This is a genomic window from Pseudonocardia alni (genome assembly GCF_002813375.1).
Lineage (GTDB): Bacteria > Actinomycetota > Actinomycetes > Mycobacteriales > Pseudonocardiaceae > Pseudonocardia > Pseudonocardia alni.
Window position 1 is genome coordinate 19,282 of sequence record NZ_PHUJ01000003.1, and the last position, 20,681, is coordinate 39,962.

A 20,681-nucleotide genomic window follows, 5' to 3' on the forward strand; every position below is an offset into this window, starting at 1 on the left:
CCGACCGTAGCCGCGATCAGCTGTGGAACAGCACGCTGCGACACGCGAGATGCAGGGCGAGGCGCTCGTCCGGGTCGGCGAGGTCGACGCCGAGCACGTGGCGTACCCGTTCGATCCGGGTCGCGACGGTGTTGCGGTGCACCCCGAGCACCGCCGCGGTCTCGGTCAGCGACGACTCGGCGTCCAGGTAGGCGGTCAGCGTCGTCAGCAGGTCCCCGGGTCTGCCCTGCAACGGTTCCAGCATCGACCGGGCGGCGGGCAGGAACGTGTCGGTGCGGGTCCAGGCCAGCAGCAGCGCCCCCAGCCCGAGCCGGTCGACGTGGACGAACCGGCCGCTGGTGGTGCGTTCGGCCGCGAGCCGGGCCGCGTCCCCGGCCTCGCCGAGGGTGCGGGCCAGCCCGCCCGCCCCGCGGTGCACCCGCCCCACCCCCGTCGAGGTCGGCAGGGACTCGCGCAGCAGCCACTGGGTGCGCCGCGCGGCCGTCGCGTGCTGCTGCAGCTCACCGGCGGTGGGCTGGTGGTCGAACGTCGTCCAGGCGCTCCACCCCGGCCCCTGCTCGACGACGACCGCCCGCAGCCGCGCCGTCTCCACCGCCCGCAGCACCTGCTCCCGGGCGGCGACGACGTCCACCGAGGACGGCACGTCGATCCGCAGGCCCGCGTGCCAGCCGTCCAGCGACCAGCCGGCGTCGAGCGCGCGGCGCCGCAGCCCGCCGGGCACCGGATCCCCGGCCTGCAGGATCTCGGCGAGCAGCGCCGTCCGCAGCCGCGCGTCGCGCTCCACGGCGAGCCGCTGCTCGGCGAGGCGCTGCCGCACCGAGTTCGCGGCGACCGCCAGCGCCGCCCGCAGCGCGGCGGTCTCGGCGGGCACCCCCTCCGGCTCCGCGACGGCCAGGCGGCCGTCCGGCGGGCCCGACCCGAACGCCACCTCCAGCAGTGCCGCCCCGGGAACGGGCGGCGGAGTCCTCGAGCCCGTCGCGTCGGCACCCGCGACGACCGAGCCGCCCGGGTCGAGCAGCCACACCGGGCGTCGCCAGGTCCGGGCCAGGTCCGCGACGAGGTCGTCGACGCCGCCGTGCGGGACCCCGCACACGGTCGCCGTCCGCCCGACGAGTGCCGCGACCACCTGGTCGGGTTCCTGCAGCAGCCGGGTCGCGGTCAGCGCGGCGGCCAGCGCGTCCGGGGCGCCGAGCACCGGCAGCCCGATCCGCCCGGCGAGCAGCCGGCTCGCCGGGTGCAGCGGATCGTCCCCGGCGAGCAGCACCGCGGCGGCCCCGGCGGCGACGGCGCGGCGCAGCAGCACGTCCAGGTGCCAGTCCTCGCGTGGAGCGGACACCGCGACCGTCAGCAGCGCCGCCCGTGCGTCGCCCGGGTCGGCGTGCAGGTCGGCGACGGTCACCACCCGCTCGATGCCCGCGCCGTCCGGTGCGGGCCCGCCCAGGGTCGTCACCGCGGCCCAGTCGGGGTGGGCGAGCAGCCCGGGCAGGCGCAGGTCGCCGGTCACCGTCGTGCCTCCTGTCCGGTGCCGGCCGCCGTGCAGGCGGACCGCGCCGCGTGCGGGGCGGGCGGCTCCGCAGCCGGTGCGGGACGGACCGGCCGCGGGGCGGCCGCAGCAGGACCCAGGCCGAACGCCTGCGGGCCGACGTGGACGGCGGCGTCGGGCCGGGCCGCCCACCACGGCGGGGCGGGCAGCACCAGGACCAGCACGTCGTCGCCGGAACGGACGGCGTCGGCGGCGATCGGCGCGGCCGAGCGACGGTCCAGCAGCACGATCACCTCCGGCGACGCGGCCACCGGCTCCCCGTCGGCCAGCACGAGCAGGTACTCGTTCTCCGCCTCGATCCGCAGGACGCCGGCGCCGGGCGCGTCGACGGTGACCGCGGCCCGCCCGAACCGGCCGACGGGGGAGCGGCGCACGTCCACCACCCGGCCGCCGCCGACCGGGTGACCGCCGAGCGCGTCGGCGACCCGGGCCGGTGCCGGGGTGTCACCGAGCCCGGCGTGCGCGCGGCCCAGCCCCAGCGCGCGGCCCAGCGTGCCCAGGCAGGCGTCGCCGAGCGCGGCCGCAGCCGGTGCGGGCGCCATCACGGCCCCGGCCCAGCCGCCCGCCTGGGCGACGAACGCGCGCACGGTCAGCTCGGTCGACACCGGGTCCCCACCGTCGACGACGACGGTCTGCCCCGCCGGCTCGGCCAGCGCCATCGGCGTCACCGCACCCCCGGCGACGACCCGGGTCAGCTGGTCGACCCGGGGCAGCGCGCGCCCCATCAGGTCGGCGTCGACCAGCGGCAGCCCCAGCTGGTGGGCCAGCGGCAGCGGCAGCACCCCGTTCAGGCCGGCCGCCTCGAACGGCATGACCGCGGCCGGGGTGACCCCGGTCCAGCGGACCAGCGCGCGCACGGCCGCGGGCAGCTCGTCGCCCGAGGGCAGTTTCTCGCCCAGCACCCGGGTGCCGCCGAGCATCCCGACCGGCAGCACCGGGGCGTCGCCGAGCTCGGCGGGGGAGTGCAGCCGGACCGGGCCCGCCGCCAGCACCGAGCGCAGCACGTGGGCGTACACCCGGGCGTCGCCACCCCCGCCGGAGCCCAGCAGCAGCACCCCGGTGACGAGGGCGTCGACGTCGCCTGCGGTCACCTCCACGACGCGGATGCTGCCAGGTCAGACCCGGTCCGCGGCGCCCGCTCCCCGCGGGACCGCGGTCTCCAGCGGCACGAACGGCACGTCCAGCCCGAAGCAGGCCGGCCCGAACACCGCGAGGGCCTCCGGCGTGCGCATCATGTCCGGCGTCGAGATCCCCACCACGACGACGCGCTGGCCGTAGCGCAGCGCCTCGGTGGTGATGGGCTCCCCGGACTCGGCCTCCAGCACGCAGATGAGGTCCGGGACGACCGCGACGGTGGTGTCGTCGACGGTCGCGACCAGGGTCTCGTTCTGGAAGACGGTACGGAGCTCGGAGCCGCCGTCGAACGCGGTGAACCGCGCGGTGCCGCGGGCGAACCCGTCGACGGTGCGCCGCTCGACGTCGGAGACCTTGCCGGCGAACAGCACCCGCAGGTGCCGGTACAGGGTCGGGGCGAGGGCGTCGGCGATCGCCCCGACCGGGTCGCCGAGCTGCTCGCGTGCCTCCCGGATCGCCCGGCCCAGCCGCAGCGCCAGGGTGAGGGTGTGCGGGATCGCGGTGCGGCGCACGTCGGCGCCGGACATCGGGTACTCCGCGATCAGCGCCGACCCGCCCATCCGGATGGCGGCCCCGCGCGCCAGGTGCTCCATGCGGTGGTTGTCGGTGCCGGTGTCGATGAGCACCGACTCGCCGTGGTCCCCGGCGACGACCATCGGCGACCCGGACACGCCGTACACCCCGAAGGTCTCCATCTGCAGCTCCGGGAACGCCCGGCCCATGCCGTCGCCGTCGATGACCGGAAGCCCGGTCCGGGCCGCGACGAGCAGCGGGATCATCGAGTTGATGCCGCCGCACTCCATCGGGATGGTCGCATCGGCGGTGCGCCCGAGGTGCTGCTCCAGGCGGCGCAGGGCGAGAACCGGCTCGTCGCCGCGGGGGATCTTCTCGATCATCACCGTGGGCGCGCCCATCATCGCCGTCGCGATGACGAACAGGTCGTCGGTCAGGTCGGCGGGGTCGGCCGGGTCGAGCACGGTGACGGGTCCGTGCTCGCGCATCGCCTGCTCCACCATGAGCCGCCCGATGTAGGGGTCCCCGCCGCCGCCGGTGCCGAGCAGCGCGGCGCCGCGGGCGAGGTCGGGCAGGTCGTCCGGGGTCAGGGTCCAGGTCATACCGGTGCTCCGTCCGTCACGGTGTCGTGGACCCGCACGGGGTCGGTGTCGTAGCCGAAGTACCGCGGTCCGACGACGGCGATCGCCTCCGGGGTGTGCCAGCGCGGGTCCGCGGGGGCGGCGAGCACGCTGACCCGGTGCCCGAAGCGCAGCGCCTCGGTGGTCACCGGCTCCCCGGTCGCGGTGTCCAGCACCATGATCAGGTCCGGGGTGGTGACGACGGTCGTGCCGTCGACCTCGGCGATCAGGTGCTCGTTCTGGAACCGCAGGACACAGCCGCCGGACAGCGTCGCCGTCCCGCGGGCGAACCCGGTGGTGGTGCGCCGCTCGACGTCGACGACCTTCCCGGTGTGCACGACCCGTCCGCCGACCTCGGTGGCGGCCGCCGCGACCGGGTCGGTGAACCCGGCCCGGGCACCGGCGATGGCGCGCCCGATCCGCACGCAGAGCCCGAGGGTGCCGCGGATCATCGTCTCCCGCGCCCGGGCGCCGGTCATCGGGTAGTTCGAGATGATCGCGGTGCAGCCCATGGTGATGGTCATGCAGCGGGCGAGGGCCTCGGCCCACTTCGCGGTCGGGCAGTGCAGGACGCCGGTGTTGCCCTGCTCGTCGGTGATCGACATCGGGGTGGCGGGGACGCCGGCGACGCCGGGCAGTACCATCTGCAGCTCGGGGAACGCCCGGCCCATGCCGTCGCCGTCGACCAGCGGCAGCCCGAGCATCGCCGCACCGGCCACCGGGATCGTGGAGTTGATGCCACCGGCCTCGATGCACGCCACGTGGGTGGGCGTGACCCCCAGGTGCGCGGCGAGCGCGGTGACCGCGCGTCCGATCTCGTCGTAGGCGGGCAGCTTCTCCACGCTCACCGTCGGCGCCCCCATCTGCGCGACGACGAACACGGCGGCGTCGTCGGGCAGGTCGGCGGGGTCGACGAGCGGCACGGGACCGTGCTCCCGCAGCGCCCGCTGCGCCAGCAGCCGTCCCAGGTACGGGTCGCCGCCGCCGCCGGTCCCCAGCAGCGCCGCGCCACGGGCGAGCGCGGGCAGGTCCTCGGCGGTCAGCATCGCCGTCACGGGGTCACCGTCCGCTCCAGGCGCAGGTCGCCGACCGCCTTCGCGCGGATGCGGGTCGCGTTGCCGGGCAGGTAGGGGATGGGGACCTCGTCGAAGTCGACGAGCGCGACCGAGCCGGGGTCGGCGCCGGAGGCGACGGCACGGTCCACGGCCTCCTGCTTGGCGGCGTCGACGACGGCGTCGCGGCGGCCGGGCTCGATCGCGTACACCCGGTCGACCTCGCCGCCGACCTGCGCGATCGCCGCGCCGATGGCGTTGGCGACGGCGAAGTTCTCCGGGCGGTGCACCGCGCCCAGCCCGGGGAACGCCTCGGGCAGCAGCACCGAGCCACCGCCGACGGCGACCACCGGCAGCGGGTCGGCGGAGATCCGCATCCGGTCCACGACGTCGGCGACGTCGGAGGCGATCCGGTCCAGCGCCGCGGTCACCAGCTCCCGGGACAGCCCGGCGACCAGGGAGCGGTCGCCGATGTCGGCCCGGCCCGCCGCGACGGCGATGTCGGTCGCGGTCAGGGTGTCGCCGCCGAACACCAGTGCCCGCTCGGTGAGCCGGTAGCCGACCGAGTCCGGGCCGACGGTGGGCCCGTCGGGCCGTTCGGGGGAGCCGGTGCGGACCAGGGAGCCGCCGCCGATGCCGACGCTGAGCACGTCGGGCATCCGGAAGTTGGTGCGCACCCCGGCCACGCTGACCTCGACGGCGGCCTCGCGCGGGAAGCCCGCGGTCAGCACGCCGACGTCGGAGGTGGTGCCGCCGACGTCGACGACCGCGCAGGTGCCCAGCCCGGACAGCACGGCGGCGCCGCGCATCGAGTTCGTCGGGCCGGAGGCGAACGTCGCCACCGGGTAGCGACGGGTGTAGGCGACGTCCATCAGGGTGCCGTCGTTCTGCGACAGGTACAGCGGTGCGGTGATGCCCTGGCCCTGCACCGCCCCGGCGAGCGCGTCGACGATGTGCGCGGCGAGCTCGCGCAGCGCGGCGTTGACGATCGTCGCGTTCTCCCGCTCCAGCAGCCCGACCCGGCCGATCTCGTGGGAGAGCGAGATCGGCACGTCCGGGCCCAGCTCCTCGGCGATGATCTCCGCGGCGGCCAGCTCGCACTCGCTGGTCACCGGGGAGAACACCGAGGAGATCGCGACCGAGCGGACGCCGTGGGCGGCCATGTCCGCGGCGTGGCGGCGCAGCTCGTCCGGGTCGAGCGGGGAGATGCGGCGGCCGTCGAACTCGTGGCCGCCGTGGGCGAGGTAGCCGCGCCCGGCGGTCGCGTCGACCAGCCGCTGCGGCCAGTCGACCATCGGGGGCAGCGCCGCGGTGGCGGGCAGGCCCAGGCGCAGCGCCGCGGTGGGGGCGAGCCGACGGGCCTCGACCAGGGCGTTGACGAAGTGCGTCGTCCCGATCATCACGGCGTCGACGTCGCCGGGGGAGAACGGGTGGTCGGCCTGCAGCCCGGTGAGCGCGCCGACGATGCCGGAGGTGACGTCGTCGGTGGTCGCGGACTTGACGGCGGCCAGCACCCGGACACCGCCGGACGGGGCGTCGTCGAGCAGGACGGCGTCGGTGTTGGTGCCGCCGACGTCGATGCCGATACGCATGGAGTGCTCCTTCGGTGGTGCCGCGCCGCCCGCCCGTGACGTCACGGGCGGGCGGCGCGGAGTGCGGGTCAGGACGTGACGGCGGGGGTGGCGGCCCGGTCCGGCGCCTCGGTGCGGCTGACACCGATCCCGCGGAGCAGCCCGAGCCGTCCGGCGACGACGTAGAGCACGAAGGCCGCCACGATCGAGTTCACGCTGGGCAGCCCGGCGTCGACGAGACCGCCGAGCAGGGCCGACGCGGCCCAGACGGCCAGCGTCGCCGGGACCCAGGTCGGTGAGGTGGCGGGCAGTGCACCGGTGGCCCGCGCCGCCTCCAGGTCACCGCGCCAGCGCTTCACCACGAAGTACTCGGCGACCATGATCCCGGCGATCGGCGGGAACACCACGCCCAGCACCGACAGGAACCCGGTGAACAGGTCGAGGATGCCGCCCGCGGCCAGCAGCGAGCCGACCACGCCGAGCGCGAGGGTGACCATCGGGCGGCTCACAGTGCGCCCGAGCACGGTTCCCGCGAAGTTCACCACGCCCAGCCCGGACGAGTAGAGGTTCCAGTCGTTGATCTTGAGGGTGCCGAGGATGATGATCAGCGTCCCGACCCAGCCGACCGACGACGTGACGATGGTGATGATGTCGTCGGAGCGGATGGCGTGCGCCAGCAGCACACCGGACATGCCGATCACGTACTCGCCGAGGGTGAACCCGACGACGGTCTGCTTGACCACGTCGGCGGAGGTCCGGTTGAACCGGGTCATGTCCGGGGTGATGATCGCCCCGACGATGAAGCCGCCCGCGACCAGCGTCGTGCCCTCGACCAGCGAGATCGACGGCCCCGGCGGCGGGCTCGCCATGAGCGCGCCGAGGTCGTGGCCGAGCAGGGCGCTGCCGATCGACCAGCCGACCAGCACCAGGAACGCCGGCACGGTGATGTAGGCGACCCACTGCATCGAGCCGAAGCCCCACAGCACGATCATGGTGACGACCAGGCCGAACACCAGCGACCACGCCCAGACCGGCAGCCCGCCGATCAGCGTGACCAGGCCCTCGGCCGAGACCCCGGACTGCACGCCGAACCAGCCGACGAGGCTCACCCCGATCGCGACGCCGATCAGCGCGCTGCCGCCGTGGCCGAAGCCGGTCCAGCGGGCCAGCAGCGAGGTGTTCAGGCCCTCCTTGCAGCCGATGATCCCGACGCCGATCGAGACCAGCTCCAGGATCACCGCGCCGAGGGTGAAGGCGAGAAAGGCGTCCCAGAACCCCATCCCGAACCCGAGTGTCGAGCCGAGCAGGAACTGGCTCAGGGCCGACACCTGCCCGAACCGCTGTACCGCCACGCTCCACCACGAGTACCGGGCGTGCTCCGGAACCCTGGTCAGGGCGTAGTCGTCCGTACCGACCCCACCGCTCATCTCGGTCTCCTCTCGGCTGGTTGCGAGAACGGTAGGTGCAGGTCAGAGCCCGGTCACGGGGCGATGTGCCCGGTCCGGGGCCGACCACTGTGCAGACTGCCCTTACGGGTCGCCGCGCGACGGACGTCCTAGGCTCGGCGCATGCGTTTCGGACTCTTCGTGCCCCAGGGCTGGCGTCTCGACCTCGTCGGCATCGATCCCGCCGCCCAGTGGGACGTGATGCGCGGCCTCGCCGAGCACGCCGACCGCGGCGACGTCTGGGAGTCGGTCTGGGTGTACGACCACTTCCACACCGTCCCCGCGCCCACCGACGAGGCCTGCCACGAGGCGTGGAGCCTGATGGCCGCCTTCGCCGCGACGACCGAGCGGGTGCGGCTCGGCCAGATGTGCACCTGCATGGCCTACCGCAACCCCGCGTACCTGGCGAAGGTCGCCGCCACCACCGACGTCATCTCCAAGGGCCGCGTCGAGATGGGCATCGGCGGCGGCTGGTACGAGCACGAGTGGCGCGCCTACGGCTACGGCTTCCCCCGGCCCGGCGAGCGGCTCGGCATGCTCGACGAGGGCGTGCAGATCTTCGCCCAGGCCTGGCGCGAGGGCCGGGCCACCCTGCACGGGAAGCACTACACCGTCGACGACGCCATCGTCGCGCCCCGCCCGCTCCAGGACGGCGGCATCCCGCTGTGGATCGCCGGCGGCGGCGAGAAGGTCACCCTCAAGATCGCCGCGAAGTACGCGCAGTACACCAACTTCGACGGCACCCTCGACGGCTTCCGACACAAGTCGGCGCTGCTCGCCGACCACTGCCGCGACGTCGGCACCGACTACGACGCCATCGTCCGCTCGGCCAACTACAACGTCGCGATCGGGCACACCGAGGCCGAGGTGGAGGAGCGGCTCGCCCGGCTCGTCGCCCGGCTGGAGCCGATCGTCGGTGCGGAGAAGGCCCAGGGCGCGCTGGGTGCGTTCCGCGGGATGCCCGGCGTCGGGACCCCGGAGCAGATCGTGGAGAAGCTCTCCGCGCTGCAGGCCGTCGGCATGAGCTACGGCATCTTCTACTTCCCCGAGGCCGCCTACGACCGGTCGGGCATCGAGCTGTTCGAGCGCGAGGTCGTCCCGGCCCTGCGGGACTGACGGTGCCGACCGTGCGCCGGGTGGCCGAGGACTACCTCGACCACCTGGCCGTCGAACGGGGACGGGCGCAGAACACCCTGCGCTCCTACCGGCTCGACCTCGGGCGCTACCTCGACCACCTCGACCACCTGGGACGCGCGGAGCTGACCCAGGTGGCCGAGGCCGACGTCGCCGCGTTCGTCACGGCGCTGCGCACGGGGGAGCGCCCGCTGGCCGCGTCCTCGGCGGCGCGGGCGCTGGCCGCGGTGCGCGGGCTGCACCGGTTCGCGCTGTACGAGGGGCTCACCCCGACCGACGTCGCGGCCGGTGTGGCGCCGCCGGCACTGGGCTCGCGGCTGCCGTCCGCGCTGTCGGTCGACCAGGTCGACCAGCTTCTCGCCGGTTGCGTGTCCGACGGCCCGGTCGGGCTGCGCGACCGGGCCCTGCTGGAGCTGCTGTACTCCACCGGCGCCCGGATCTCCGAGGTCGTCGGCGCCGACCTCGACGACCTGGACCCGGACGCGCGGACGATCCTGCTGCACGGCAAGGGGAACAAGCAGCGGATCGTGCCCGTCGGGCGCCCCGCGCTGGCCGCCGTCGACGCCTACCGGGTCCGGGCCCGGCCCGACCTCGCCGGACGGGGCACGGGCAGCCCGGCGCTGCTGCTCAACGCCCGCGGCAACCGGCTGTCCCGGCAGAGCGCCTGGCACGTCCTGCGCGCCGCCGCCGAGGCGTCCGGGCTGCCCGGCGACGTCGTCGCCGCGGTCTCCCCGCACACCCTGCGGCACTGCTTCGCCACCCACCTGCTCTCCGGCGGCGCCGACGTACGGGTGGTGCAGGAGCTGCTCGGGCACGCGAGCGTCGCGACCACGCAGATCTACACCCACGTCACCGTCGACACGTTGCGCGAGGTCTACGCCACCGCGCACCCCCGCGCCCGGGGGTGATCACGGATCGGGCACCGCCCCGGTCGCCCACCGACGCGTCCGGTGCCCGATCCGTGATCACGCGTTCGCGTTCGCGACGGAGGGGTCCGGTTCCGGTGTGGGGGGTGGCGCCGGTGGACAGGGTGGCCGGATGGAGCTGTGGGAGCTGCTGCGTGCACAGGCCGGTGTGGTGACGACGACGCAGGCCGTGGCCTGCGGGGTCCCGGCCCGGTCGGTCTACCGCCGGGTCGCAGCGGGCCACTGGTGGACCCCGCTGCCCGGAGTCCACCACGACCGGACGCATCCGTACGGCCCCGAGGCCCGGCTGCGCGCGGTGTCGTTCTGGGCGGGTCCGGACGCGGTGCTGCACGGGCCGGCCGCGGCCTGGTGGCACGGGTTCCTCGACGCCGCCCCGGTCGTCGCCGGGGTGACGGTGCCGCGGCGGACCCGTCGCGCCGTGCGACCCGGGGTGCGGGTGCGCCGCCGGGATCTGCACCCGGCCGACCGGGGTGTGCGCCGCGGTGTCGGGGTGACGGCGCGGCCACTCACCGTGCTGGAGACCGCCGTCGCGCTGCCGGACGGCGCCGCGCTGCTCGACCGGGCGCTGCAGCGCGGGATGATGTTCGGTGCGCTGCACGCGGCCTGGTGCCGGATGAGCGGGGCCACCGGCGCGCCCCGGGCACGGGAGCTGCTCGTCGCCGCGGGGGACCGGGCCGGGTCCGGTGCCGAACGGCGGTTGATGCGTGTGCTGCGGGAGGCCGGTCTGACCGGGTGGGTACGGGCCCACCGGGTCGGCCCCTACGAGCTCGACCTCGCCTTCCCGGCCGAACGGGTCGGCGTCGAGTTCGACGGGTGGGCGTGGCACAGCGACGTCGCGCGGTTCCGCAACGACCGGCGCAAGGGCAACGTCCTGGCCGGCCACGGCTGGACGATCCTGCGGGTGACCTGGCACGACCTCGACACCGCACCCGGGCGGGTGGTCGCCGAGATCCGCCGCGCACTCCGGCTCGCCACCGGGTGATCACGGATCCGGCACCGTCGGAGTCGGTGAGCGACCGGATCGGTGCCCGATCCGTGATCGTGGGGGCGGCGCTCGGCGTGGGACGGCGAACGACTACGTTCCGGGGCCCATGCGGTACGGAGCGTGGGTGACGGCGGTCGTGGCGGGACTCCTCCTGGCCGGATGCGGTGGTGCCGCCGCCGGGCAGGAGCAGCAGCAGGCGGTGAACGAGCCCGTCGACGGGACGGTCACCCGGGTCGAGGTCGACTCCGACGCCGGGGCGCTGCGCCTCGTCGCGGGGGAGAAGGCGTCGGTCGAGCAGGACCTGCGGTGGACCGGTGACGCCCGCCCACAGGTCGAGCAGAAGGTCGACGGCGGCGTCCTGCGGGTCACCGTCCGCTGCCCGGACCAGGGCGGCGACCGCTGCCAGGCCGGTCTCGTGGTGACCGCGCCCGCCTCGTCGTCGGCGCTGGTCGACCTGCGTGCGGGCGGCATCGAGGTCCAGGGACTGACCGGGGAACTGGACCTGACGTCGTCGGCGGGCGAGGTCAGCGCCACCGGTGCCGGACCGGGCGACGTGCGGGCGAGGTCCAGCGCCGGCGCGGTCGAGCTGACCTTCGCCGCAGCGGCCGCGGACGTGACCGCGGAGTCCAGCGCCGGCGGCGTCGAGATCCGGGTCCCGGTGGGTCCGGCCTACGAGGTGACCACCGAGACCTCCGCCGGGTCGACCGAGGTCGGCGTCCCCGACCAGCCCGGTGCCGACCACCGGATCACCGCGAAGAGCAGCGCGGGCGGGGTCTCGGTCCTGCCCGCCCGCTGAGGCGCGACACGCCGGGGCGCACCGTCGGCCGGACGGCGCCCGCCCGCAGGTAGGGTGACCTGGAAATCCATACCGCGACGTGGCCCGACGGGGACGTCGCCGCACGTGGGGACATCTCCTGCAGTGCGGTCTCAGGCCCTGACCGGGACCCGGGACCCGGCACGGTACCCGCGACGAGACCGGAGACCGCATGAACCCGACGCGGCCGGAGGCCCAGGGCAGGCTCGACGACCCGAGCGACGAGCCGACGCCGGATCACGGGCGAGGCACCCAGACCACCAGCGCGCGCGCTCCCGAGCCCGCACCGCTGTCGGTGCACGGCCCGGCCCGCGTGATCGCGGTGGCGAACCAGAAGGGCGGCGTCGGGAAGACGACGTCGACGATCAACCTCGGGGCCGCGCTCGCCGAGTACGGCCGCAGGGTCCTGCTCGTCGACTTCGACCCGCAGGGCGCGCTGTCGGTGGGCCTCGGCGTGCAGCCCCACCAGCTCGAGTCCACCGTCTACAACCTGTTGATGGAACGCGGCGTCGAGGCAGACGAGGTGCTCCAGGACACCGGCGTCGAGAACCTGGACCTGCTGCCGTCGAACATCGACCTGTCGGCGGCCGAGGTCCAGCTCGTCACCGAGGTCGGCCGGGAGCAGGCACTCGGCCGCGCCCTCAAGCGGTTCCTGCCCGACTACGACATCGTCCTCATCGACTGCCAGCCGTCGCTGGGCCTGCTCACGATCAACGCGCTCGCCTGCGCCGACGAGGTCCTCATCCCGCTGGCGTGCGAGTTCTTCTCGCTGCGCGGCGTGGCACTGCTGATGGACACCATCGACAAGGTCACCGAGCGGCTCAACCCGGACCTGCGCCTGCTCGGCGTGCTCCCGACGATGTTCGACACCCGCACGCTGCACACCCGCGAGGTCCACGACCGCGTGGTGGAGGCGTTCGGGGACAAGGTGTTCGACGCCGTCATCAACCGGACGATCAAGTTCCCGGAGACCACGGTCGCCGGGGAGCCGATCACGACGTGGGCGCCCACGTCGTACGCCGCGGAGGCGTACCGGATGCTCGCCCGCGAGGTCATCGCCCGGTGACGCTGCTCGCCGACGGTGCTCCCGAAGGTCTGGGCGACGGTCTCGACGACAACGACGTCGCCGCGCCGCGGACCCGGCGTTTCACCGTCCGGCTGTACAACTTCGAGGGCCCGTTCGACCTGCTGCTGCAGCTGATCGGCAAGCACGAGCTCGACCTCACCGAGATGGCCCTGCACAAGGTCACCGACGACTTCATCGCCCATCTCACCGGCCTCGGCGACGACGCCGACCTCGACGAGATCACCGAGTTCCTGGTCGTCGCGGCGACCCTGCTCGACCTGAAGGCCGCGCGGCTCGTCCCCGGCGCCGAGGTCGACGACGAGGACGACCTCGCCCTGCTCGAGGCCCGTGACCTGCTGTTCGCCCGGCTGCTGCAGTACCGCGCCTACAAGGAGGCCGCGGCGCTGTTCGTCGAGCTGGAGAACGGCGCGATGCGCCGCTTCCCGCGCTCGGTCGCGATCGAGGACCGCTACGCCGACCTGCTGCCCGAGGTGCTGCTCGGCGTCGACGCGCAGGCCTTCGCCGAGCTCGCCGCCGCGGTGTTCCGGCCGCGCCCGCCCGACGAGGTCGGCGTCGACCACCTGCACGCGGTGCACGTGTCGGTGCCCGAGCACGCGGCGATCCTGCGGGAGCGGCTCGCGCTCGCCGGGACGGCCACCTTCGCCGACCTGACCGCCGACTGCGTCGCGACGCTGGAGGTCATCGCCCGGTTCATGGCACTGCTGGAGCTGTACCGGGAGCGCTCGGTGGCCCTGGAGCAGCCGGAGGCGTTCGCCGACCTGACGGTCACCTGGACCGCGGACCGCGAGGACGACCCGGTCGCCTACGCCGCCGCGCTGGAGGACGAGGCCGCGGCCGCCGAGGAGGCGGTGCGGGCGCGCAACCGGCGCCGCCGGAAGAAGAACCGCGTCGACGAGTCGGTCGCGTCCGGCTCCGGCTCCGCCCCTGACCCGGCCGCCGACCCCGATCCCGACGCCGACTCCGTTCCCGATGCCGACTCCGATTCCGGGGCGGACCCGGAGGCTCGGGACGCGGGCCTGGACGATCCGGATACGGATCTGGACGACCCCGACGCGGATCTGGACGACCCGGACGCGGACCTCGACGACCTCGGCGGTCCGGACTCCGACCTCGACCGCCCGGACGAGGCGGATCTGGATCCGGACGGCCCGGACGCGGACCTCGACGATCTGCACGTGCACCGTCCCGACCCCGACGACGAGAGGACCGGAACCACCGGTGACTGAGCCGGACGACCGGCCGGGCTCCGACGACCCGGAGGACCCGTCCGAGCTGCTGCGCCTGATCGGCCGCACGGTGCCGCGCAGCCCGCACGCCACCGCGTCGCCGCAGGTCGCGGCCGGCGCGGACGACCGAGCCGCCCCGGAGCCGGAGGCTACGGCCGACGGGGCCGACGGGGCCGACGGGGCCGACGGGGCCGACGAGGCCGACGAGGCCGACGAGGCCGACGAGGAGGCGACGACCGCCGACGCCGAGCTCGCCCGCTCCGCGGAGCCCGCCCGGGACGCCGGGCCCGCAGCCGACATCGAGCCTGTGGCGGCCCGGCTCGCCGGCACCGAGCCGGCGGTCTCCGGACCCGTCACCACCGCACCTGCGACGCCGGGCGATCGAGACGCACGTTCCGGCCCCGCCGAGGGCGGAAACGTGCATCTCGACCGGTCCGGTGACCCCACCGCCGGCGATGCCGCCCCCTCGGACACGTCGACCGACGGTCGAGCGTCGCGCAACGGTGTTCGCAACGACGCATCCGCAACGCTCGACGTCCAGGACGACCGGTCCGGGCGGCCCGGTGGGCGCGACTCCGTCCATCCTGACCCGGCTGCCGGGCCGGACGACTCGGCTGCGCCGGAGAACGGGCCGAAGGCCCGCGGAGCAGAGGACCCCCGAGCGGAGGAACCCGGAACCCAGGACGAGCCGGAACCCGAGGAGCCCGAGTTCCACGAGCTCGCCGACGACACCGAGCTCGAGCACGCCCTGGAGGCGCTGCTGCTCGTCGTCGACGCCCCCGTCGACGAGCCGTCCCTGGCCACGGCGCTGCACCAGACGCCGTCGCGGATCCGGCAGACGCTGCACCGGATGTCGCTGGCCTACACCGCCGACCGGCGCGGCATCGACCTGCGCCGCGCGGGGGAGGGCTGGCGGTTCTACACCCGCGACCGCTACGCCCCCTACGTCGAGAAGATGCTGATGGACGGCCAGCGCGCCCGGCTGACCCGGGCCGCGCTGGAGACCCTCGCCGTCGTCGCCTACCGCCAGCCGGTCACCCGTGCACGGGTCTCCGCGGTCCGCGGCGTCAACTGCGACGGCGTGCTCCGCACCCTGCTCACCCGTGGACTGGTGGAGGAGGCCGGCACCGAGGAACACACAGGGGGGACACTGTTCCGGACGACCGAGCTGTTCCTCGAACGGCTCGGGATCTCCTCGGTGGCCGAGCTGCCCCCGCTGGCACCGCTGCTGCCCGACATCGACGCGATCGACGACCTGGAAAGCTAGGCACCATGAGCAACACACACGACCCCGACGGCGTCCGGCTCCAGAAGGTGCTGGCCCGCGCGGGCGTCGCCTCCCGGCGCGCGGCCGAGGACCTCATCGCGCAGGGACGCGTGCAGGTCGACGGCGAGACCGTCCGTGAGCAGGGCCGCCGGATCGACCCGGACACCGCGGTCGTCCACGTCGACGGCGCCCGGGTCACCCTGCGCGACGACCAGGTCTACCTGGCGCTGAACAAGCCGTTCGGGCTGCACTCCACGATGTCCGACGACATGGGCCGGCCCTGCATCGGTGACCTGCTCGCCGACCGCGTCGAGATCATGAACACCGCGCAGCGGCTGTTCCACGTCGGCCGGCTCGACGCCGAGACCGAGGGGCTGCTGCTGCTCACCAACGACGGCGAGCTCGGCCACCGGCTGATGCACCCGTCCTACGAGGTGCCCAAGACCTACCTCGCCGAGATCGAGGGCAAGATCGCCCGGGACCTCGGGCGGCGGCTGCGCGACGGCATCGAGCTCGAGGACGGCATCGCCCGCGTCGACGCGTTCAAGCTCGTCGACGCCGTCCCCGGCCGCGCCACGGTGCAGCTGGTCCTGCACGAGGGGCGCAAGCACATCGTGCGTCGGATGCTCTCGGAGGTCGGCCACCCGGTGCTGCGTCTGGTGCGGACCCACGTCGGCTCGGTCGCCCTGGGCAACCAGCGTCCCGGCAAGCTGCGGCCCCTCGACCGCGTCGAGGTGGGCTCGCTGTACAAGGCGGTCGGTCTCTGATGGCCGTGCGGGCCCTGCGGGGCGCGACCCAGGTCGACGCCGACGACCGGCAGGAGATCCTCGACCGCTCCGCCGAGCTGGTCACCGCGGTCCTGGAGCGCAACGAGCTGCGCTCCGACGACATCATCTCGATCTGGTTCACCGCCACCCCGGACCTCACCGCCGAGTTCCCGGCGTACGCGGCACGGCTGCTCGGGCTGACCGACGTGCCGCTGATGTGCGCCACCGAGATGGCGGTGCCCGGCGCGCTGCCGCGGGTGCTGCGGCTGCTCGCCCACGTCGACACCCCGAAGCCGCGCTCGGCGATGCGGCACGTCTACCTGCACGGGGCGCGGGCGCTGCGCACCGATCTGCCCCAGTAGGACACCCCGCCCCGTCGTGGCGGGGGCCGACCGGCGACAATGCCGGACGCAGCAACTCGAACACGGTGGGGGAACAAGGTGGCCTTGCGGGGCGTCGTCGCGATGGACGGTCCGTCCGGGACGGGCAAGTCGACCGTCTCCCGACGGCTGGCGCAGGCCTGCTCGGCGGCCTATCTGGACACCGGGGCCATGTACCGCGCCGCGACGCTGGCCGCGCTGCGCGCCGGCCTGGGCGAGGGTGCGACGGAGGACGAGATCGCCCGCGCCGCCATCGGGGCCCGTCTGGAGTCGGGCACCGACCCGGTCGCCCCGACGATCACCCTCGACGGCGAGGACGTCTCCGGCCCGATCCGCGGCCCCGAGGTGACCGGGTTCGTCTCGGCCGTCTCCGCGGTGCCGCAGGTCCGGGCCGAGATGGTCGCCCGCCAGCACGCCCTGATCCGCGCGGCCGTCGGGGGCGGCGGCGGGATGGTCGTCGAGGGGCGCGACATCGGTACCGTCGTGGTTCCGGACGCGCCCCTCAAGGTCTACCTGACGGCGTCGCCGGAGGTCCGCGCGGCGCGGCGCGGGCGGCAGGACGAGAAGGCGGGCCGCAAGGCCGACCTGCACGTCACCCTCGCCGACGTCGAACGGCGGGACCGGCTCGACTCGTCGCGCCGGGTCTCGCCGCTCTACGCGGCGGCGGACGCGCTGGTGCTCGACACCGACCGCCTGTCGGCGGACGCCGTGCTGGCGAAGCTGCGCGAGCTCGTCTCCGCGCGGGGGCTGGACGGGTGAGCCGGGCGCGTGCGCTGCCGGAGCACGCTCTCGGGTGGCTGCACGACCTCGGCCGCTGGATCGGCACCTGGCTGTGGGTCCCGTTCTTCCGGGTGCGGATCCGGCACCGGGAGCGGATCCCGGCGACCGGCCCGGTGGTGCTCGTCGCGAACCACAGCGCGTTCGTCGACGGACCGCTGCTGTTCGGCATGTTCGGGCGCCGCGTGGTGTTCCTCGTGAAGGCGGAGATGTTCTCGGGGATCGTGGGGACGCTGCTGCGGTGGTTGGGGCAGGTGCCGGTGCGGCGGGACGTCGTCGACCGGCGGCCGCTGACGACCCTGCTGGAGGTCCTGCGCGACGGCGGCATGGTCGCCGTCTTCCCGGAGGGCACCCGCGGCACCGGCGAGGTCGGCAGCGACATCGGCAGGGCCCGGCAGGGCGCGGCCTGGCTGGCCCGCTCGGCATCGGCGCCGCTGCTCCCGGTGGCGGTGCGCGGCACGCACCGCCCGGCGGGTGCGGCCCGCCGCCTCCGCCCCCGGGTGGACGTGCTGGTCGGCGACCCGCTGCCGGCGCCGACGGCGCCGGGACGGAACGGCCTGGCCGCCGCGACCACCGAGGTCACGGAGGCCCTGCGGACACTGGTCCGCGAACTGGACAACGAACACAGGCAAGTGACACGGCCCGACGCGGCCGGGGACGTGAGAGAGCAGTGAGCGAGAGCAGCGAACGCGGAACGAGCCTCGGCGGGGCGTACCGCAGCGGTGTCGAGATCGGTGACGCGGCCGACCGGGCCGAGATGGACCGGCTCGGGCTGGACCCGACGGAGTTCGTGGCCGTCGACGAGGAGGGCGTCGTCACCGCGGGGATCGACCCCGACGAGACGCTGGCGACCCCGACCCTGGCCGTCGTCGGCCGCCCGAACGTCGGCAAGTCGACCCTGGTCAACCGCATGCTGGGCCGTCGCGAGGCGGTCGTGCAGGACGTGCCGGGGGTGACCCGTGACCGCGTCGTCTACGACGCGCTGTGGAACGGCCGCCGGTTCAAGCTGATGGACACCGGTGGCTGGGAGCCCGACGCCGCCGGCCTGCAGGGGTTCGTCGCGAAGCAGGCCGAGACCGCGATGCGCCTCGCCGACGCGGTGCTGCTCGTCGTCGACGCCTCGGTCGGCGCCACCGCGACCGACCAGGCCGTCGCGCGGGTCCTGCGCCGCGCCGAGGTGCCGGTGATGCTGTGCGCCACCAAGGTCGACGACGACCGGCTCACCTCCGACACCGCCGACCTGTGGCGGCTCGGGCTCGGCGAGCCGCACCCGGTGTCGGGTCTGCACGGTCGCGGCTCGGGTGACCTGCTCGACGCGATCCTGGAGATCCTCCCCGAGACCCCGCGTGACGACTTCGGCGCTTCCGGGGGCGGTCCGCGCCGCGTCGCGCTCGTCGGCAAGCCGAACGTCGGCAAGTCCAGCCTGCTGAACAAGCTGGCGGGCGAGGAGCGGTCGGTCGTCCACGACGTCGCGGGCACCACCGTCGACCCGGTCGACTCCCTGGTCGAGCTCGACGGCCAGGTGTTCCGCTTCGTCGACACCGCCGGCCTGCGCAAGCGGGTCAAGATGGCCTCGGGCATGGAGTACTACGCCTCGCTGCGGACGAGCTCCGCGATCGAGTCCGCCGAGGTCGCGCTGGTGCTGATCGACGCCTCCGAACCGATCGCCGAGCAGGACCAGCGGGTCCTGACGATGGTGGTGGAGTCCGGGCGCGCCCTGGTGATCCTGTTCAACAAGTGGGACAAGGTCGACGAGGAGCGCCGCCACCAGCTCACCCGTGAGCTGGAGCGCGACCTGATCAGCGTGCGCTGGGCGGAGCGGGTCAACGTGTCCGCGCTGACCGGGCGGTCGACCCAGCGGATCGCGCCCGCGCTGAACCGCGCGCTGGAGTCCTGGGACACCCGGGTGCCGACCGGGCGGCTCAACCAGTGGCTCAACGACCTCGTCGCCGCGACCCCGCCGCCGGTCCGCGGCGGGAAGCAGCCGAAGATCATGTTCGCGACGCAGGCGCAGACCCGCCCGCCGACGTTCGTGCTGTTCACCAGCGGGTTCCTCGAGGCGGGCTACCGGCGCTTCGTCGAGCGTCGGCTGCGCGAGGAGTTCGGGTTCGGCGGCACGCCGATCCGCGTCTCGGTCCGGGTCCGCGAGAAGCGCCCCCGGAAGAAGTGATGCGGGCCCTGCGCGGCCGTCCCGGTGCCCGGACCTGGGAGGTCGACGAGATCGACACCCCGGTCCCGGGCCCGGGGGAGCTGCTCGTGCGGGTCCGGGCGGCCGGGGTGAACCGGGCCGACCTGCTGGCGCTGGGCGGCGGCTATCCCGTCCCGCACGCCGACGACGACGGCTCGTTCACCGCGGGCATGGAGCTCGCCGGTGAGGTCGTCGACGCCGGTCCGGGCGTCACCGGTGCCCCGGGCCGCGGGCCGGGGGACCGGGTGTTCGCGTCCGCTCCCGCCGCGTTCGCCGAGTACGCCGTCGTCGACGCCCGCCGCGCCCTGCCGGTCCCGTCCGGCCTGTCCTGGACCGACGCCGCCGCGCTGCCGGTCGCGCTGGAGACCGCGCACGACGCGCTGGTCACCCAGGCCGGGTTCGGCACCGACGGCGGCGCCGTGCTGGTGCTCGGCGGCAGTACGGGGGTCGGGCAGGTCGCGATCCGGCTCGCCGCCGCGCTGGGGGCCGCACCGGTCCTCGCGACGACGACCTCGCCCGCCAAGCGCGCCGCGCTCGTCGACGCCGGGGCGGTCCCGCTCGTCGGGGTCGACGCGCTGGGCGACGTCGACGGGCCCGTCGACGTCGTGCTGGACCTCGTCGGCGGCGATTACCTGGCCGCCGCCCTGCCCGCCGTGCGGATCGGCGGGACCGTCGTGCAGATCGGCCGGCTCGCCGGGCCGTCGGCGACGCTGGACCTGAACACCCTGTCCTTCCGCAGGCTCCGCCTGATCGGGACCACCTTCAGCGTCCGCACCGCCGAGGAGCGGGCCGCCGTGGCCGCCGCGCTGACGCCGGTCCTCGGCCTGGTCGGCGCGGGCCGGGTGCGCGCCACCGTCGACCGGGTCGTGTCGCTGGACGACGCCCCCGGCGCCGTCGCACACCTGCGGTCCGGCGGGGCGGTCGGCAAGGTCGTGATCGAGGTCGCCGGGTCGTGACGCCGCGCCTGTAACCAGCGGCGCCGGCCCGACGAGTGCCCGGGTGTGACGGTGTCGGGGTGACGGTGTTCGAGCGGCTCTGGGTGTGGCGTGTGCGTGCCGCCTGCGAGATGGCGCTGGCCCTGTGCGGTGGCGACGAGCTCGTCGTCGACGCCCGCACCGAGGCCTCCTGGTACGCCGACCTGCTGCACCCGTGGGACGGCCGGGGCTGCGAACCCGACGCCCGCATCCACGCCTGGTTGTCGATCCTGCTCGCCCGGCGCACCCTCGCCGCAGGACCCCTGGAACGGTGACGA

General features: G+C 74.9%; 19 protein-coding genes and 1 pseudogene. 14 read left to right on the top strand and 6 right to left on the bottom strand.

Annotation, left to right across the window (positions count from 1 at the left end; all coding sequences use genetic code 11):
- Positions 1-16: 16 nt before the first annotated feature.
- From ATL51_RS01495 to ATL51_RS01520, 6 genes are all read right to left on the bottom strand, one after another.
- A complete protein-coding gene (locus ATL51_RS01495) occupies positions 17-1,504 on the bottom strand; it encodes a PucR family transcriptional regulator (RefSeq protein WP_100877404.1) in 1,488 nt (495 codons plus the stop codon).
- Entirely contained in the window at positions 1,501-2,640 is a 1,140-nt protein-coding gene (locus ATL51_RS01500; RefSeq protein WP_157818184.1) for a DUF917 domain-containing protein, read from the bottom strand. Before ATL51_RS01500 ends, ATL51_RS01495 begins: the two co-directional genes overlap by 4 nt.
- Before the next feature lie 18 nt (positions 2,641-2,658).
- Positions 2,659-3,792: a DUF917 domain-containing protein gene (locus ATL51_RS01505; RefSeq protein WP_073575223.1), complete on the bottom strand. Its 1,134-nt coding sequence runs from the start codon at positions 3,790-3,792 to the stop codon at positions 2,659-2,661.
- A complete protein-coding gene (locus ATL51_RS01510; protein WP_100880401.1) occupies positions 3,789-4,856 on the bottom strand; it encodes a DUF917 domain-containing protein in 1,068 nt (355 codons plus the stop codon). Before ATL51_RS01510 ends, ATL51_RS01505 begins: the two co-directional genes overlap by 4 nt.
- A 5-nt stretch (positions 4,857-4,861) precedes the next feature.
- Positions 4,862-6,454 carry a hydantoinase/oxoprolinase family protein gene (locus ATL51_RS01515; RefSeq protein ID WP_100877406.1) on the bottom strand — a complete coding sequence of 531 codons (1,593 nt, stop codon included), beginning with the start codon at positions 6,452-6,454 and terminating at the stop codon, positions 4,862-4,864.
- A 68-nt stretch (positions 6,455-6,522) separates the two neighbouring features.
- Positions 6,523-7,860 carry a purine-cytosine permease family protein gene (locus ATL51_RS01520; protein ID WP_073575220.1) on the bottom strand — a complete coding sequence of 446 codons (1,338 nt, stop codon included), beginning with the start codon at positions 7,858-7,860 and terminating at the stop codon, positions 6,523-6,525.
- A gap of 141 nt (positions 7,861-8,001) precedes the next feature.
- Between ATL51_RS01520 and ATL51_RS01525 the strand changes: the two genes are divergently transcribed.
- The 14 genes and pseudogenes from ATL51_RS01525 to ATL51_RS27930 all read left to right on the top strand — a co-directional run bounded on the left by ATL51_RS01525 (position 8,002) and on the right by ATL51_RS27930 (position 20,678).
- The gene (locus ATL51_RS01525; protein WP_100877407.1) at positions 8,002-8,994 is read left to right on the top strand and encodes an LLM class F420-dependent oxidoreductase; all 993 of its coding nucleotides are present in this window, start codon (positions 8,002-8,004) and stop codon (positions 8,992-8,994) included.
- 11 nt (positions 8,995-9,005) lie between these two features.
- Positions 9,006-9,920: a site-specific tyrosine recombinase XerD gene (locus ATL51_RS01530; protein ID WP_392567391.1), complete on the top strand. Its 915-nt coding sequence runs from the start codon at positions 9,006-9,008 to the stop codon at positions 9,918-9,920.
- Positions 9,921-10,050: 130 nt separating this feature from the next.
- Entirely contained in the window at positions 10,051-10,920 is an 870-nt protein-coding gene (locus ATL51_RS01535) for a type IV toxin-antitoxin system AbiEi family antitoxin domain-containing protein (RefSeq protein ID WP_100877408.1), read from the top strand.
- 127 nt (positions 10,921-11,047) lie between these two features.
- On the top strand, positions 11,048-11,719 hold the full coding sequence (locus ATL51_RS01540) for a DUF4097 family beta strand repeat-containing protein (RefSeq protein ID WP_157818185.1): 672 nt from the start codon (positions 11,048-11,050) through the stop codon (positions 11,717-11,719).
- A 190-nt stretch (positions 11,720-11,909) separates the two neighbouring features.
- The gene (locus ATL51_RS01545) at positions 11,910-12,803 is read left to right on the top strand and encodes a ParA family protein (RefSeq protein WP_100877410.1); all 894 of its coding nucleotides are present in this window, start codon (positions 11,910-11,912) and stop codon (positions 12,801-12,803) included.
- A 2-nt stretch (positions 12,804-12,805) separates the two neighbouring features.
- Positions 12,806-13,669, top strand: a pseudogene (locus ATL51_RS29200) (segregation and condensation protein A); the annotation flags it as partial.
- 799 nt (positions 13,670-14,468) lie between these two features.
- Complete coding sequence (gene scpB / locus ATL51_RS29205; protein WP_100880402.1) at positions 14,469-15,317, top strand: SMC-Scp complex subunit ScpB; 849 nt, start codon at positions 14,469-14,471, stop codon at positions 15,315-15,317.
- A 5-nt stretch (positions 15,318-15,322) separates the two neighbouring features.
- Positions 15,323-16,084, top strand: coding sequence for a pseudouridine synthase (locus ATL51_RS01565; protein ID WP_100877411.1), 762 nt, complete (start codon positions 15,323-15,325; stop codon positions 16,082-16,084).
- The gene (gene aroH, locus ATL51_RS01570) at positions 16,084-16,446 is read left to right on the top strand and encodes a chorismate mutase (protein ID WP_073575213.1); all 363 of its coding nucleotides are present in this window, start codon (positions 16,084-16,086) and stop codon (positions 16,444-16,446) included. Before ATL51_RS01565 ends, aroH begins: the two co-directional genes overlap by 1 nt.
- 39 nt (positions 16,447-16,485) lie before the next feature.
- The gene (gene cmk, locus ATL51_RS01575) at positions 16,486-17,223 is read left to right on the top strand and encodes a (d)CMP kinase (RefSeq protein ID WP_167409938.1); all 738 of its coding nucleotides are present in this window, start codon (positions 16,486-16,488) and stop codon (positions 17,221-17,223) included.
- Positions 17,220-17,915: a lysophospholipid acyltransferase family protein gene (locus tag ATL51_RS01580; protein ID WP_073575211.1), complete on the top strand. Its 696-nt coding sequence runs from the start codon at positions 17,220-17,222 to the stop codon at positions 17,913-17,915. Before cmk ends, ATL51_RS01580 begins: the two co-directional genes overlap by 4 nt.
- Before the next feature lie 83 nt (positions 17,916-17,998).
- Entirely contained in the window at positions 17,999-19,411 is a 1,413-nt protein-coding gene (gene der, locus ATL51_RS01585) for a ribosome biogenesis GTPase Der (protein WP_100880403.1), read from the top strand.
- Positions 19,411-20,385, top strand: coding sequence for a quinone oxidoreductase family protein (locus tag ATL51_RS01590; RefSeq protein WP_301548840.1), 975 nt, complete (start codon positions 19,411-19,413; stop codon positions 20,383-20,385). The genes der and ATL51_RS01590 overlap by 1 nt, the downstream gene beginning before the upstream one ends.
- A gap of 59 nt (positions 20,386-20,444) precedes the next feature.
- Complete coding sequence (locus tag ATL51_RS27930; RefSeq protein WP_157818186.1) at positions 20,445-20,678, top strand: hypothetical protein; 234 nt, start codon at positions 20,445-20,447, stop codon at positions 20,676-20,678.
- The last annotated feature ends 3 nt before the right edge of the window (positions 20,679-20,681 follow it).